Origin of the sequence: Micromonospora pallida, assembly GCF_900090325.1 — a bacterium.
In the GTDB taxonomy this organism is placed as follows: Bacteria; Actinomycetota; Actinomycetes; order Mycobacteriales; family Micromonosporaceae; genus Micromonospora; species Micromonospora pallida.
In genome coordinates this window covers 1,329,139-1,343,372 of record NZ_FMHW01000002.1, presented here as the reverse complement: position 1 = coordinate 1,343,372, position 14,234 = coordinate 1,329,139, and the positions used below count along the sequence as shown (strand labels likewise).

Annotated in this window: 15 protein-coding genes; 4 read left to right on the top strand and 11 right to left on the bottom strand. The window is 71.9% G+C overall.

Features of this window, described 5'->3' with window-relative positions; all coding sequences use genetic code 11:
- Positions 1–75 precede the first annotated feature (75 nt).
- The 8 genes from GA0074692_RS05920 to GA0074692_RS05885 all read right to left on the bottom strand — a co-directional run bounded on the left by GA0074692_RS05920 (position 76) and on the right by GA0074692_RS05885 (position 8,989).
- Positions 76–1,362 (bottom strand): four-carbon acid sugar kinase family protein, encoded by a 1,287-nt coding sequence (locus GA0074692_RS05920; protein ID WP_218106570.1) that lies wholly within the window; start codon positions 1,360–1,362, stop codon positions 76–78.
- Positions 1,359–2,354 carry a transketolase family protein gene (locus tag GA0074692_RS05915; protein WP_091640182.1) on the bottom strand — a complete coding sequence of 332 codons (996 nt, stop codon included), beginning with the start codon at positions 2,352–2,354 and terminating at the stop codon, positions 1,359–1,361. Before GA0074692_RS05915 ends, GA0074692_RS05920 begins: the two co-directional genes overlap by 4 nt.
- A complete protein-coding gene (locus tag GA0074692_RS05910; RefSeq protein WP_218106569.1) occupies positions 2,351–3,241 on the bottom strand; it encodes a transketolase in 891 nt (296 codons plus the stop codon). The genes GA0074692_RS05915 and GA0074692_RS05910 overlap by 4 nt, the downstream gene beginning before the upstream one ends.
- A 21-nt stretch (positions 3,242–3,262) precedes the next feature.
- On the bottom strand, positions 3,263–4,585 hold the full coding sequence (locus GA0074692_RS05905) for an MFS transporter (RefSeq protein ID WP_091640180.1): 1,323 nt from the start codon (positions 4,583–4,585) through the stop codon (positions 3,263–3,265).
- Between the two features lie 37 nt (positions 4,586–4,622).
- Positions 4,623–5,477, bottom strand: a complete 855-nt coding sequence (locus GA0074692_RS05900; protein WP_091640177.1) for an NAD(P)-dependent oxidoreductase — start codon at positions 5,475–5,477, stop codon at positions 4,623–4,625.
- A gap of 129 nt (positions 5,478–5,606) precedes the next feature.
- The gene (locus GA0074692_RS05895) at positions 5,607–6,299 is read right to left on the bottom strand and encodes a FadR/GntR family transcriptional regulator (protein ID WP_245730613.1); all 693 of its coding nucleotides are present in this window, start codon (positions 6,297–6,299) and stop codon (positions 5,607–5,609) included.
- Positions 6,300–6,601: 302 nt separating this feature from the next.
- On the bottom strand, positions 6,602–7,084 hold the full coding sequence (locus GA0074692_RS05890; RefSeq protein ID WP_091640175.1) for a hypothetical protein: 483 nt from the start codon (positions 7,082–7,084) through the stop codon (positions 6,602–6,604).
- A 111-nt stretch (positions 7,085–7,195) separates the two neighbouring features.
- A complete protein-coding gene (locus tag GA0074692_RS05885; protein ID WP_091640172.1) occupies positions 7,196–8,989 on the bottom strand; it encodes an ABC transporter ATP-binding protein in 1,794 nt (597 codons plus the stop codon).
- A 79-nt stretch (positions 8,990–9,068) separates the two neighbouring features.
- Between GA0074692_RS05885 and GA0074692_RS05880 the strand changes: the two genes are divergently transcribed.
- On the top strand, positions 9,069–9,497 hold the full coding sequence (locus GA0074692_RS05880) for a MarR family winged helix-turn-helix transcriptional regulator (RefSeq protein ID WP_091640169.1): 429 nt from the start codon (positions 9,069–9,071) through the stop codon (positions 9,495–9,497).
- Positions 9,498–9,577: 80 nt separating this feature from the next.
- Here GA0074692_RS05880 and GA0074692_RS05875 read toward each other — a convergent pair whose 3' ends face one another.
- The 3 genes from GA0074692_RS05875 to GA0074692_RS05865 form a co-directional block, all read right to left on the bottom strand.
- Positions 9,578–9,799: a hypothetical protein gene (locus GA0074692_RS05875; protein WP_091640166.1), complete on the bottom strand. Its 222-nt coding sequence runs from the start codon at positions 9,797–9,799 to the stop codon at positions 9,578–9,580.
- Positions 9,800–9,891: 92 nt separating this feature from the next.
- A complete protein-coding gene (locus GA0074692_RS05870) occupies positions 9,892–10,374 on the bottom strand; it encodes an SRPBCC family protein (protein ID WP_091640164.1) in 483 nt (160 codons plus the stop codon).
- 16 nt (positions 10,375–10,390) lie between these two features.
- Positions 10,391–11,227: an enoyl-CoA hydratase-related protein gene (locus GA0074692_RS05865; protein WP_091640161.1), complete on the bottom strand. Its 837-nt coding sequence runs from the start codon at positions 11,225–11,227 to the stop codon at positions 10,391–10,393.
- Between the two features lie 122 nt (positions 11,228–11,349).
- Here GA0074692_RS05865 and GA0074692_RS05860 point away from each other — a divergent pair, with 122 nt between their 5' ends.
- The 3 genes from GA0074692_RS05860 to GA0074692_RS05850 all read left to right on the top strand — a co-directional run bounded on the left by GA0074692_RS05860 (position 11,350) and on the right by GA0074692_RS05850 (position 14,115).
- A complete protein-coding gene (locus GA0074692_RS05860; RefSeq protein WP_218106567.1) occupies positions 11,350–12,495 on the top strand; it encodes an aspartate aminotransferase family protein in 1,146 nt (381 codons plus the stop codon).
- A gap of 94 nt (positions 12,496–12,589) precedes the next feature.
- Positions 12,590–13,615: an SDR family oxidoreductase gene (locus tag GA0074692_RS05855; RefSeq protein WP_091640159.1), complete on the top strand. Its 1,026-nt coding sequence runs from the start codon at positions 12,590–12,592 to the stop codon at positions 13,613–13,615.
- Positions 13,616–13,644: 29 nt separating this feature from the next.
- Positions 13,645–14,115: a type II toxin-antitoxin system RatA family toxin gene (locus GA0074692_RS05850; RefSeq protein WP_091640157.1), complete on the top strand. Its 471-nt coding sequence runs from the start codon at positions 13,645–13,647 to the stop codon at positions 14,113–14,115.
- Positions 14,116–14,234 lie beyond the last annotated feature (119 nt).

Here is a 14,234-nt window from a genome sequence, read left to right as displayed (position 1 = left end):
GCGCGGTCCGGGCAGCCCGGACGGGCCAGGATCGCCGAAAGCGTGGCGGGCCCCACCCGCCACGCCGATGTCGGGTCAGATCCGGTCGACGATGTCGGCGAGGGCGCTCGGCTCACCGACGTTGCCCGGCACGACGACGTAGGTCGCGGCCCGGGCGGTGACGTCCAGGTCCCACACCGACACGCCGTGGAGCACCTGACCCCGTACGGTCGCCGAGGTGACGCCCAGGCCGGTGCTCGCCACCTCCGCCGAGGTGATGCCGCCCTTGGCCACCACCACGCGCACGTCGTCGGCGAGGGCGCGGACCGCAGTGGTGAGCGCGGCCATCACCGCCTCCCCGTGCGCGAGGGTGTTGTGCTCGTCGCGGCGGGTCCGTTCCGAGCTGACCACCGCGATGCCGTCGTTCGCCAGGGCCGTACGCGCGGCGGGCACGACCGCGCGGCCGGCGGCCGTGCTGTCGGTCAGGGCGGCTGCGGTGTCGATGGTCAGCCGGACCGGCCCGTGCCGCCGGTCCAGCTCCGCCAACTGGGCGGTCGCGCCGGAGGTATGCGAGCCGCAGACGACCAGCGCCGGGCCCCGCCCGTCGGCGAGCGGCGGCGACAGCAGACCCCGGCTGACCGCGTCGGCGCACCGGGCGGCCAGGGGCGCGGCGGACCGGACGACGACCGGCCGGCCGGCACGCTGCGCCGCCCGCAGGCCGCGGTGGATCAGGTCGATGTCCTCGTCCGTCTCCGCGTCCGGCGTCACCACGGCGCGGCCGGGGGCGGCGAGCAGGGCGGCGGCGACCGCGTCGCCCCGGGAGGAGCGGAGCTGCTCCAGCGGCACCGGGAACGCCTCCGCCCAGCCGAGGTCCCGCACGTACCGGGTGAGTTCGGAGTGGCGGAACGGGAAGACCGGGTCGGCGGCGTACTCGGTCTGGTGGGCGGGGACCGGCCCGGTGGCGGTACGCACGTAGTGCACGCCGCCCACGGTGGTCCGCCCACCGGCGGGGAACGCCGGCACGAACAGGACCGGGCTGTCGTCGGTGGTGAACACGTCCGTCTCGGCGAAGACGTGCCCGCGCAGGGTGGAGTCCCCGCGCAGCACCACCTGCACCGGCACACCGAGCGCCGCCGAGGCGACCTCGACCTCGTCCCGGATGCGCCGGCACCGGGCCACGGCGGTGGCCCGGTCCACGGCCCGGGAGTTGGTCTGCAGGTAGACCGCGTCCACCTCGCGCAGGGTGGCGGTCAGCAGGTCGGCGTCCCAGCTCAGCAGCACCCGCACTCCGCTGGCGGACTGGGTGCCGGTCGGGTCGTCGTCCAGCACCACCGTCTTCGGCGCGGCGGCCGGTCCGCCGCCCGCCGCCGCGCCGCCGCTCACGCCAGCTCCCCGAGAACCTTCTCGACGATCCGGTCGGTGGCCAGGCCGTACCGGTCGTGCAGGGTGGGCAGGGCGCCTGCGGCCAGGAACTCGTCCGGGAGTGCGACCGGCACGATCCGCTTGGCGACCCCGGCCCGGACGGCGGCCGAGGCGACCGTCTCGAACAGCCCGCCGACCACGGTGTGGTTCTCCAGGGTGACCACCAGCCGGTCGGAGTCGACCTCGGCGAGGACGGTGGCCGCGTCGAACGGCTTGATGGTCGGCGCGTGCACCACCGCCACGTCGACGTGGTGCTCGGCGAGCCGCTCGGCCGCCTGCAACGCGCGCATGGTCATCAGGCCGCTGGAGACGAACACGACGTCCCGGCCGCCGCGCAGCACCGCCGCCTTGCCGAGCTGGAAGGTGTAGTCGTACTCGTCGAGGACGGTGGGCACCTTGCCGCGCAGCAGGCGTAGGTAAGTGGGGCCCTCGGACGCGGCGAGCTGGGGCACCGCCTGGGCGATGTCCACCGAGTCGCACGGGTCGACGATGGTCAGGTTCGGCATGCCCCGGAAGATGGCGATGTCCTCGGTCGCCTGGTGGCTCGGGCCGTACCCGGTGGTCAGGCCGGGCAGACCGCCGACGATGTTGACGTTCAGGTTCGGCTCGGCGATGTCCAGGCAGAGGAAGTCGTACGCCCGCCGGGCGGCGAAGACCGCGTACGTCGAGGCGAACGGCACCAGGCCGACTTCCGCCATGCCCGCCGCCGCGCCCAGCAGCAACTGCTCGGCCATGCCCATCTGGAAGAACCGGTGCGGGTGCGCCTGGGCGAAGACGTGCATGTCGGTGTACTTGCCGAGGTCGGCGGTCAGCCCCACCACGCGCGGGTCCTGCTCGGCGAGGGCGGCCAGGGCGTGCCCGAACGGCGCGCTGTCGGTGCGCTGGCCCGGATCGGCGAACGAGGCGATCATCGCCGAGGTGGTCAGCCGCCGGGTCGCGGTCGCGCTGGTCATCGTGCCTCCACTTTCTGGTACCCGTCGGTCAACTGCTGGCGGCACACTTCCCACTCGTCGGGGTCGATCCGCATGAAGTGTGCCTTCTCCCGGGTCTCCAGCAGCGGCACGCCCCGGCCGATCCGGGTGTCGCAGAGGATCACCGACGGCCGGCCGGTCAGCTCCGACTGCGCGGCGACCGCGTCGAACGCGGCGAGCAGCGCCTCGACGTCGTTGCCGTCGACCCGCTGGGTGAACCAGCCGGACGCCGCCCACTTCTCCTCGGCCGGCTCGATGTGCAGCACGGTCTCGGTCCGTCCGTCGGCCTGCAAGGCGTTCATGTCGACCAGCGCGGTGAGCCGGCCGAGCTTGTGGTGCGCGGCGCCCATGGCCGCCTCCCACGTCGAGCCCTCGTCCAGTTCGCCGTCGGAGAGGAAGTTGATCACCCGGGCCGGGTTGCCCTGGTGGCGCAGGCCCAGCGCCATCCCCACCGCCACGGTCAGCCCGTGGCCCAGCGAGCCGCCGGAGATCTCCATGCCCGGGGTGTAGGACGCCATGCCGGACATCGGCAGCCGGGACTCGTCCGATCCGTACGTCTCCAGCTCCTCCACCGGCACCACGCCCGCCTCGGCGAGGGCGGCGTACAGCGCGATCGCGTAGTGGCCGGTGGAGAGGAGGAAGCGGTCCCGCTCCGCCCAGTGCGGGTCGTCCGCCCGGTAGCGGAGCTGGTCGACGTAGGCGGCGGCCAGCATGTCGGCGGCGCCGAGGCCCTGGCCGACGTAGCCCTGCCCCTGGACCTCGCCCATGTCGAGGATGTGGTGCCGCATCCGGTAGGCGGCGGCGCGTACCCGCTCGACCCGGGTCGGCAGGTCCGACCGGTCGAGCTGGGGTTCAGCGATCGTGCTCACGTGTTTCCCCGTTTCTCTTCGTCAGACAAGTGCCGGCTTGGTCGGGACCGGGGCGCTGCGGTCCTCCCCCACCACGGCGGGGGCGGTCTCCCGGGTGAAGACGGCGGCGGTGGTCGAGACGACGCCGAGCAGGCTGAACAGCACGGCGGGGCCGATCCAGCCGATCCAGCCGTACAGGGCGGTCGCCGCGAACGGCAGCAGGCCGGCGATCAGCGACGCCCCGTTGTAGCCCAGGGAGATGCCGGAGGAGCGCACGTCCCGCGGGAACTGCTCGGAGAACCAGGACGACTCGACCGCGAAGATCGGGTCGTGGCTGAGCAGCAGCCCCAGGGCGACGGCGACCACCACCATGACGACCGCGCCCGTGTTGATCAGCAGGAACATCGGCACGCCGAAGGCGATCGTGAACACCGAGCCGATGAGGAAGACCCGCTTGCGGCCGATCCGGTCGGAGAGGGCGCCGAAGGCCAGGTGGCTGCCGAGGCCCAGCGCGGAGCCGACGAGGGTGCCGATCAGCACGTTCTCCTTGCTGGTCAGCTCGGCGAGCACCACGTACGAGAGCATGAAGCTGGTGGTGACGTAGTAGCCGCCGGTCTCGGCGAGCCGCAGCGCGACGATCTTGAGGATGACCCGCCAGTCGCGCCGGAGGACCTCGAGCGCCGGGGCCTTGCGGATCTCGTTGTTGGCCTTCATCTCGGTGAAGTCGGGCGACTCGGTGACCCGCATCCGGATGAACAGACCGACCGCGACCATCACGATGGAGAACAGGAACGGCGCGCGCCACACCCAGTCGCCGGTGAACAGCGCCTCGCTGAGCAGGAAGGCGCCGTTGGCGAGCAGCAGGCCGGCGGGGATGCCGATCTGGGGTACCGCGCCGAAGAAGCCGCGGCGACGGGCGGGGGCGTGCTCGACGGCCATCAGGACCGCGCCACCCCACTCGGCGCCGAAGCCGATGCCCTGGAGGATGCGCAGCAGGATCAGCAGGATCGGCGCGACGATGCCGATCTGGCCGTACGTCGGCAGCACGCCGACCAGGACGGTGGCGACGCCCATCAGGATGAGCGACCACATCAGTACGGCCTTGCGGCCGATCCGGTCACCGTAGTGGCCGGCGAGGTAGCCGCCGAGGGGCCGGAAGAGGAAGCCGATGGCGAGGGTGGCGAAGGACGCCAGAACGCCGACCAGCTTCTCCTCGGTGTGGAAGAAGACGGTGCCGAAGTAGGCGGCCGAGGCGGTGCCGTAGATGAAGAAGTCGTAGCTCTCGACGGCTGTGCCGATCATCGAGGCGAACGAGACCTTCGCCGCGCCGGCGTGGCGGGGTGCGGCGGCGGATGCAGCAGTCATCGCCTGCTCCTTGGTGGGGTGTGCGGGGGTGGGGGACTCAGTAGGTTTCGATGACGCGGGAGTCGTCGCGCGTCGCCAGGCCGGCCTCGGCCGCCTGCTCGTAGCGGGCCCGGGCGAGGTCGAGCAGAGGGGTCTGCGCGTCGGCGGTCCGGGCCGCGGCGGCCACCAGGCCGCTGTCCTTGACGAAGATGTTGATCGTGCTGGTGACCTCGACGTCGGTGCCCTCGAGCATGCGCGGGCCACGGTCGGAGAGCATCCAGGAGCCGGCCGCGCCCTGTTCCACGAGGGCGAGCACCTTCCGCTGGTCGAGGCCGAGCTTGCCGGCGAGGGCGAGCGCCTCCGCGGCGGCCACGATGTGCACCGAGCAGAGGTGCTGGTTGACGACCTTGATCGCCTGACCGTCGCCGACGGTCTCGCCGACGGTGTGCGGGGTGCCGAGGTGGGCGAGCACCGGGCCCGCCGCAGCCACGTCCGCCGGGTCGCCGGCGGCGAACAGGGTCAGTTCGCCGGTCCGGGCGCGGGCGACGCCGCCGGTGACGGGTGCGTCGACGACGCGTACGCCGGCCGCCGTCAGCCGGGCGGCCTGCTCGCGTACGGAATCCGGTCCGACCGTGCTCATGACGATCCACCGTTGCCCGGTCAGGTCGGTGGTCAGCGCGTCGGTGACCAGCTCGTCGAGCTGTGCCGGGGTGGCGACCATGACGATCACGTACTCCGCGCGCGGGGCGTCGGAGAACCGCTCGGCGGCCGTCATCCCGGCGGCGGTCGCCCGCTCCTGGGCGGCCGGCATCGGGTCCACGCCGGTCACCGGGTAGCCGGCGGCGACGAGTCGGGTCGCCATCGGCAGACCGATGGCACCGACGCCAACGAAGACGACGCGTGGATTACTCATCGCTGTCCTTCCGATGTACGACGGCCGGGCGCCCGCCATCGGCCGGTCCGCGGTGTGCGTCCGGTTTCCGGGCAGCGTCCAGCCGGTGCGCGGCCGATCGCCGCGTCACTGGTGGTTACGGTGTGGGGTCTAGCTGGCTCCGGTGAGCGACGACCAGAGGGTGAAGTGCCGTCGCATCGCGACCCGGGCGCCTTCGCTGTCACGATCGGCGATTGCCTCGACGATGCTGTAGTGCACCGTGTCGACGACCCGGCTCGTGCCGGACGCCGCCGGTTCCCGCGTGGCTGCGAGACGTCGGCGTTCGACCACTTCCTGCCGCAGGGCGTGGCTGAGCCCGTCGTGCAGCAGGGTGAAGATGGGGTTGTCCACGATTTGGTTGAGCCGGCTGTGGAACTCCAGGTCCGCCTCGAGGGCGCGGTCCTCCTGGCCGGCGCTGCTGGCCTCGACCATCTGGTCCACGAGGCCACGCAGGTCGTCGACGTCGTCGGCGGTGGCCAGTCGGGCCGCTGCCTCGGCGACCGAGATCTCGAGCATCTCCCGGGCCGAGGAGAACTGCGCGTGACTCAGGTGGCCGAGCTGCCGACACAGGTCGAAGTAGAGCCGGATGAAGTCGGCGTCAGGTGCGTTCAGGTACGAACCACGGCCCTGGGTACGGTCCAGGAAGCCGAGGATCTCCAGCATCGAGAGCTGCTCGCGGAGGGCCCCACGGCTCATGTCCAGCGAGGTCACCAGGTCGCGCTCGGTGGGCAGCCGCAGCCGGCCGGTCTCGGGTTCGACGATGGCGCGCTCGGAGAGACTCTGCACCAGTGCGCTCAGGTCCATCCCCACGCGACTCACCTCCCCGACCTTTGGTTCGACCAATTGCCTCGAGGTTAGGCCGGCGTTACCAGCTCGTCAACACATTGGTTGGACCTTTTTCGGGTCTGATCGCCGCAGCAACCTGTCCGCCGGCCGGTCGCAGCCACCGAATCCGGTTTGTCAGATTTGCCGGATAAAGCCAGTGCTGACGGTAGCGGGGGCGTCGGCACTCACCGGCGGGCCGGCACGCTATCCCACGAGAAAGCAGAGTCGGCGGTCAGGCGGGTCACCCCTCCCCCGCCCCGACCTCAGCCCCCGGCGGGGCTTCAGGCCGGCGGGGCTTCAGGCAGCGGGCGGCGTACCCGGGGGTCGGCGAGGGCGCGGGCCACGACGGCCAGCACCCCGCCGGCACACAGCGTCGGGGCGCCCACCAGGAACTCCTCCCGGTCCAGCCACTCCACGCGCTCGACGCCGGACCGGTCCAGCAGGGCCTGGTCCAGTGACAACGGCGCGTCGTCCGAGTAGCAGCCGCGTGCCCCGTCCCCCACCCAGAGAACCCAGTGGAAGGGGCCGAGTCGCTCCGGCCCGGCGTCGGACTCGTCGTACGGCTCGAGCCACCGGTCCCGCGGGGGCAGCGGCTCCACGCCCACCTCCCGCCCCTCGACCAGGTCGGCGAACCGCGCCGGCGGCCAGCCCGGATCGTCCGTCGGCAGTACCAGCTCGACCAGGTCCTCGGCGTGTTCCGGACAAGAGCAGGCGGGCTGCTGGGGCGGCGTCCACCGGCCGACCCGAGATCGAAAGAAACCCATGGCGGCATGGTAGGGAGAGCGGGACGCCGCCCGGTACCCCGTGCATACCGCCGGGGTAAGTCCTGGTGAACAGTCAGCCAGCCGGGCCGGGGCCGGGCTGGCGACGGGTCGTCAGGCGGCGAGCGCGGCGTACCGGCCGGCGCGTTCCAGCAGGCTGTGGTGGCTGCCGGACTCGACGATCCGCCCGTGGTCGAGCACGGCGATCTGGTCCGCCTCCCGCACGGTGGAGAGCCGGTGCGCGATGGTGATGGTGGTACGCCCTCGGGCCACCTCGTCGAACGCCCGTTGCACCGCGCGCTCGGTCTCGGTGTCCAGCGCGCTGGTCGCCTCGTCCAGGATCAGGATGCGTGGGTCGCGCAGCAGCGTACGGGCGATCGCGAGACGCTGCTTCTCGCCGCCCGAGAAGCGGTGCCCCCGCGAGCCGACGACCGTGTCGTACCCGTCGGGCAGCCCGGCGATCAGGTCGTGGATCTGGGCGGACCGCGCGGCGGCCTCGATCTCGGCGTCGCTGGCGTCCGGGCGCGCGTAGCGCAGGTTCTCCCGCACCGTGGTGTGCAGCAGGTACGTCTCCTGGCTGACCACGCCGACGATCCCGGCCAGGTCGGCCAGGCGCAGGTGACGCAGGTCGACACCGTCGACGGTGATCCGGCCGCTCGTCGGGTCGTACAGCCGGCTGACCAGCGCGGCGAGAGTGCTCTTGCCGGAGCCGGTCTCGCCGACCAGGGCCAGGCTGGTGCCGGCTGGCACGTCGAGGGTGACCCCGGCGACGGCGGCGGTGTCGCTGCCCGGGTAGCGGAAGGTCACGTCGGTGAGGCGCAGGTCGCCCCGGACCCGACGGGGGTCGACGTCGACCGGCTTGGCGGGGTCGCCCACCTCGACCGGCAGGTCCAGGTACTCGAAGATCCGGGCGAACAGCGCCAGCGAGGCGGTCACCGAGACACCCACGTTGAGCAGGCCCATCAGCGGACGGAACAGCCCGCCCTGCAAGGCGGTGAAGGCGACCAGGGTGCCGATGCTGAGCGTGCCGGCGGTGCCGGGCAGGCCGGCGCTGAGGTAGAGGACCGCCGGGATGGCGGCGAACACGATGCTCATCGTGGCCATCCGCCACCGTCCGGCCAGCTCGGTGCGGAGTTCGAGGTCGACCAGGCGGGCCGACGACGCGGCGAAGCGCGCGGCCAGGGCGGGGCCGGTGCCGAGGGTCTTGGCCAGCTGCACGCCGCTGACCGACAGCCCCTCCTCGACGGTGACGTTCAGGTCGGCCAGCTCGCGCTGACGCCGTGCGGTGATCTCGCGGCGCAGGTGGGCGACCCGACGGGTCAGCCAGATGGCCGGCGGCAGCACGACGAGGGAGACCAGGGAGAGCCGCCAGGAGAGCGCGGCCATCGCCGCCGCGGTGGCGACCACGGTGGTCAGGTTGGACGCGATCGAGGTCGCGGTCGAGGTGACCACGCTCTGCATGCCGCCGATGTCGTTGGTGATCCGGGACTGCACCTCGCCGGTGCGGGTGCGGGTGAAGAACGCCAGCGACTGCCGTTGCAGGTGGGTGAAGACGTCGGTGCGCAGCCGGTGCATGACCTGCTGCCCGATCCGGGTGGAGATCCAGGTCTGCGCCACGCCCAGCACCGAGGTCAGGGCGGCGACCCCGACCATGCCGGCCACCAGCCAGACCAGCAGCGTCAGCTCACGCTCCGGCAGCGCCCGGTCGATCACGGCACGGAGCAGGAAGGGCGAGGCCATGGCGAGCACCGAGGACACCACGATGATCGCGGTGACCGTGGCGAGCCCGCTCCGGTGTCGGGCGAAGAGCCGGCCGATACGCCGCAGCGACACCTGGCGGGCCTGCTCCTTCTCGGCGGCGCTGACCTTGCGGGGGCCGCGGTCGCGGCCGGAGTGGGTGGGTTCCAAGGGGCGCTCCCTCACGTAGGCAATACTGAGGTTACCTCAACATGAGGGAGCAACAGCTTCTGCTGATACCGTATTCCCTGTGACTGGAGAAACGGACGAGCCGGCCGAGGACGGCCTCGCCGAGGCGTTCTGGGCGGTGACGCGGCGGCTGCGCCACCGCACCCGGGAGACGCTCGCGCCGTGGGACGTCACGCCCGGCCAGTCCCGGGCGCTCGCCGTACTGATCCGGCACCGCGCGCTGCGGCTCAGTGCGCTCGCCGAGCACCTGCGCATCGCCCCACGCTCGGCCACCGAGGTGGTGGACGACCTGGAGACGCGCGGGCTCGTGGCACGCCGACCCGACCCGGCGGACCGGCGCGCCACCCTGGTCGCGCCGACCGAGGCGGGTACGCGCGTCGGCGTCGCCATCCACTCCGCCCGCCGGGCCGCCGCCGAGGACCTCTTCGGGCACCTCCCACCGGCCGACCGGCAACAGCTCGCCCGCATCCTGCGTACGCTGCGCGACTGACCGACCGCCCACCGGTTACTGCGACCGGGTGCCGCCGGGTTCGACGCCCGGGCACCGGTAGCCGCGACAGGCAGGGTCGCTCAGCGGCCCGCCCTGAGCCAGAGCACCATCAGCGCCGCGCCGCCACCGCCCAGCGCGATCATCACCCAACGGGGCAATGCCTGCGACACCGGGGCCGGGGCGCAACCTGTGGGGTGGTAGTCCACCGTCAGCTCGGCATGCAACGCCGGGAGCCGCCGGTCGGGAAAGGCGGCCTGGTCGATGCCGCAGATGACCGGACCGTCGGCAGTGTCGGCCCGCACCAGCCGGCCAGCAGCATCCCCAGGAATGCCACCAGCCCCGCAAGGGGCACCGCTGGATAGACCCGGGGGATCATGCAGCACCTGCCATTGCGTCAGCGCTCTTCCAGCTCCCGCTTCAACCGGTTCAGGGTCTCGCGCATGCCGTCCCGGTTGACCGTCGGGCGGGTGCCCGCGGCCTTGCCGGTGAAGACCTTCCCGAGGACGTGCGCCGTGCGGTTGCGACGGTCCTGCCAGTACTCGGTCACCTCGGTGCCACCGTCGGTCGCCGTGAACCGGTAGCCCCAGCGGGCTACCGGTTGGCCGAAGGTGGTGACGTCGAAGGCGAACTCGCAGTCCGGCGTCGCGGTGACGACCCGGCAGGTGGTGAACCAGAGGTACGGACCCCGCCGGTTCCAGCCGACGAAGCGGTCCGGCCGTCCGCCGTCGCGCCGGGTGACCCAGACCGCGAAGCACTCCGGGCTCCACCGGGCCATCCGCCGGACGTCGGCGACGGCCGTGTAGACCTTCTCCGCTGGTGCCGCGATGGTGATCCGTTCGGCGACTTCCGGGCCCGGGCCGGCTGACTGCGACGTCATGCGGAGAGCATAGAGGTCACTCGCTGCGCCACGGGAGACCGTCCGGCAGGTCCGTGCTGACCCGGCCGGGGAACACCGGACTGCGCCGCTGTCGGAAGGAGGCGAACCCCTCCTGCGCGTCGGGATTCTGCACGGCTCCGGCGGCAAGGCGGGAGTCCAGCCGCTGCACCGGATACGGCGAGTCCAACGCGCTCATCCGGTAGAGCATCTGTCGGATGACCGCCACGGACACCGGCGCGGTCGTGGCGATGATCGTCCGGGCCAGTTGGTACGCCTTGTCGAGCAACTGCTCCGGCTCGTAGACACTGTGGACCAGCCCGGCGGAGAGCGCCTCGGCCGCGTCGAAGGCCCGCCCACTGATCATCCAGTCCATCGCGCAGCCCATCCCGACCAGCCGCGGGAGGAACCAGGCGGACGCGCCCTCGGCGTAGATGCCGCGCCGGCTGAACACGTACCCGAACCGCGCGTCGGTGGCGGCGAGGCGGTAGTCGGCCGGCAGGATGATGGTCGCCCCGGCGCCGACGGCCGCGCCGCGGATCGCGGCGATGACCGGCTTGTTCATCGCGAAGATCCGCATCGAGCACCGCCCTGCGGGCTCGGCCCAGTCACCGCCGTCCGGATCGTCGGGCGTGTCCAGCTCCGAGATGGACAGCTCCAGCCCGGCGCAGAAGTGTTCGCCCGCCCCGGTGAGGACGACCACCCGGACGTCGTCGTCCTGGTCGGCACGGTCGAAGGCGTGGGCGAGCTCGTCGGCCATCCGAACCGTGTAGACGTTGCGCTCCTCCGGCCGGTTCAGCGAGATCGTCGCGATCCGGTCGGAAACGGCGTAGATGATCTCGCGATACGCGTCCACGCGGGCCACCTTAGATCAACGTGAGTTCCACCAGCAATCGTCCATAGTCGAGTGTTTGACCGAAGACGAAACCCGTTCGACACATGCTTGATCGCTTGCCGTCCATCGGGCACACTTCCGCCGTGTCCTCCAGTGTCTTCGACCTCTACCGCCGTCACCTGGGCGATGGGCAGGGTCGGGTTGCGGCCATGCTCAACACGCCACTGGAAGTCGGCGCCGAGGGTGCGGTCGTCCACACCGCCGACGGTCGCCAACTGCTGAACTGCGCCGGGTACGGCGTGTTCTTCGTCGGCGCCGGCCATCCGACCGTGCTCGCAGCGGTGCGCGACCAGCTCGACCGGCAGGCGCTGTCCACCCGGGTGCTGTTGAACGAACCGGCGGCGCGGGCCGCCGAGGCGCTGACCTCGGTGGCGCCCGACGGGCTCGACAAGGTGCACTTCGCCAACTCCGGCGCGGAGGCGGTGGAGACCGCCATCAAGCTCGCCCGGGTGAACGGGCGACACCGGCTGGTCTCCATGCACAGTGGCTACCACGGCAAGACGACCGGGGCGCTCTCGCTCACCGCGCGGTCGCTCTACCAGGATCCGTTCCGCCCGCTGCTGCCCGACGTGGTCCACGTTCGGTTCGGTGACCTGGACGAGCTGGCCGCCGTCGTCGACCGCGATGTCTGCGTGGTGGTGGAGCCGGTGCAGAGCGAGGGCGGGGTGATCATCCCGGAGCCCGGCTACCTCAAGGCCGTCGAGGCGCTCTGCCGCGACCGGGGTGCGCTGCTCGTCCTCGACGAGGTGATGACCGGGCTCGGGCGTCTCGGGACCTGGTGGGGCGCGGAACGCGACGGTGTCCGGCCGGACATGCTGCTGGTCGGCAAGGCGCTCAGCGGTGGTCTGACGCCGGTCGCGGCGACCCTGGCGACGGCGGACGTCTTCGCGCCGCTCGACAAGGACCCGTACCTGCACACGTCCACGTTCTCCGCGGCCCCGATAGCGATGGCCGCGGTCCGGGCGACGGTCGAGGTGATCCGGGACGAGGGGCTGGTCGACCGGGCGGGGAGTCTGGGCGCACGGCTGCTGGCGGCGATGACCTCGGCGGCGGAGCCGATCGGGCACCTGGTGGCCGAGATCCGCGGCGCCGGGCTGCTCATCGGTGTCGAGTTCCGGGCCGGTCACCACGCTGCGGAGTTCCTGATGGACCTGCTCGACAACGACGTGCTGGTCAACCACTCGATGAACGCACACCCGGTGCTCCGGCTGACCCCCCGGCCACGATGACGCCGGAAGAGGAGAGCCGGCTGATCGCCTCGTTCGGGCGGGCCTGCGCCGCGCTGGCCGACCGCTTCCCCGCCGCGACGACGGGCTCCCCCGCATGACGAAGCGTACCGTCCTGGTCACCGGCGCCAGCGGCGTCGTGGGTACGGCCCTGCTGCCCGAGCTGGCCGGGCACGACGTGATAGCCGGGGTGTTCCGCCGCCTGCCGGCCGGCTCAGACCGGATGGTCCGGCTGGACCTGCACGCTCCCTCGCTCGGGCTCGACCCGCGCGCCTACCGGGAGCTCTGCGCGGAGGTCGACGTGGTGGTCCACTCGGCTGCCATCGTCAACTTCTCGGCCGACCAGGCCGAGGTCGACCGGCTCAACATCGAGGGCCTCGGCCGGGTAATCGAGTTCGCCGCAGAGGCGGACGCCGTCCTGGTCCACGTCAGCACCGCCTACGTGTCCCGGCACGGCCAGAGCGGTGGTGGCGGCCGGCTGGGCACGGAGAAGACCGCCGCGCGGACCGACGAGTACGTGACGTCGAAGTACCTCGGCGAACGGATGGTCCGCGACAGCGGCATCGACGCGGTGGTCGTCCGTCCGGCGATCGTCATCGGCGACTCCCGCACCGGCGTGATCCGGCAGAAGCAGGGTGTCCACCAGCTCGCCGAGTTCCTGCTGACCGGGCAACTGCCGTTCATTCCCGCCCACCCCGGCACGTTCTTCGACCTGGTCCCGCAGGACATGGTCGCCCGGGGCATCCGGGCGGTGATCGACGCCGACCTGCGCGAGGGCGACTACTGGCTGACCGCCGGGCCGGCCGGCCTGCCGGTGGAGCGTTACCTCGATCTGGTCACGGAGGTCGGCCGGCAGTACGGCATGGCCGTGCCCACCGGACGACTGGCCGATCCGTCGATCGTGGACCGACTGGTGCGGCCCGCGTTCGCGGACGTCCTCCCCGCCGAGGACCTGGCCCGGTTGGACGGGGTGGTGGCGGTCTGCGGGCTGGTCATCATCCCCGAGTTGCTGCCCACGTCGTTCGGGACGATCCCCAACGGACCGGAAGCGATGTCCCCGACTGATCTCGAGGACGCCTGGCGGGTTTCCCTGCACCAACTTGTCCAGGGGTTGCGGCAGTGATCGCCAACCCGAACTGAGGAGGCCACTCGATGGAGTGCTCGGTCGTCGTGCACGCCCTACTGCCCAAGGCGGACGCCAAGGACTCGTTCGACCGGTTGGCCGACTTCGCCGCGTATCCGGAGTTCACCGACACCGTACGGACGGTCGGGGTGACCCGGATCAGTCCGACCGAGGTGGAGTCGACCTGGGAGGTCAACTTCCGTAAGGGCATCCTGGTCTGGGCCGAGCGCGACGAGATCGACCCCGTCGGCCGTCGGATCGGCTTCGACCAGATCAGGGGCGATTTCGCGATGTTCACCGGCGCGTGGCAGGTGGTGGAGGTCGGCGACGACGTACGGGTGGAGTTCTCCAGCCGGTTCGACCTCGGCATCGCCTCCCTGGCGAGCCTGATCGACCCGGTGGCGTGTGCCGCGCTGCGGGACGCGGTCCGGGACATCCTGCTCGGACTCTTCGGCTCCGACATCGAGGTCCACACCGTAGAGGCCGCCCCCCTGGCCTGACCAGAAGCCCTCCAAGCCGCACCCGCGCTGACGCACGGGTGCGGCTTTCCCGTCTCCCCCACCCCGCCCGCCCTCACCCCCACCCACTCCGTCGATCATGGAGTTCGGGCACCTCATCA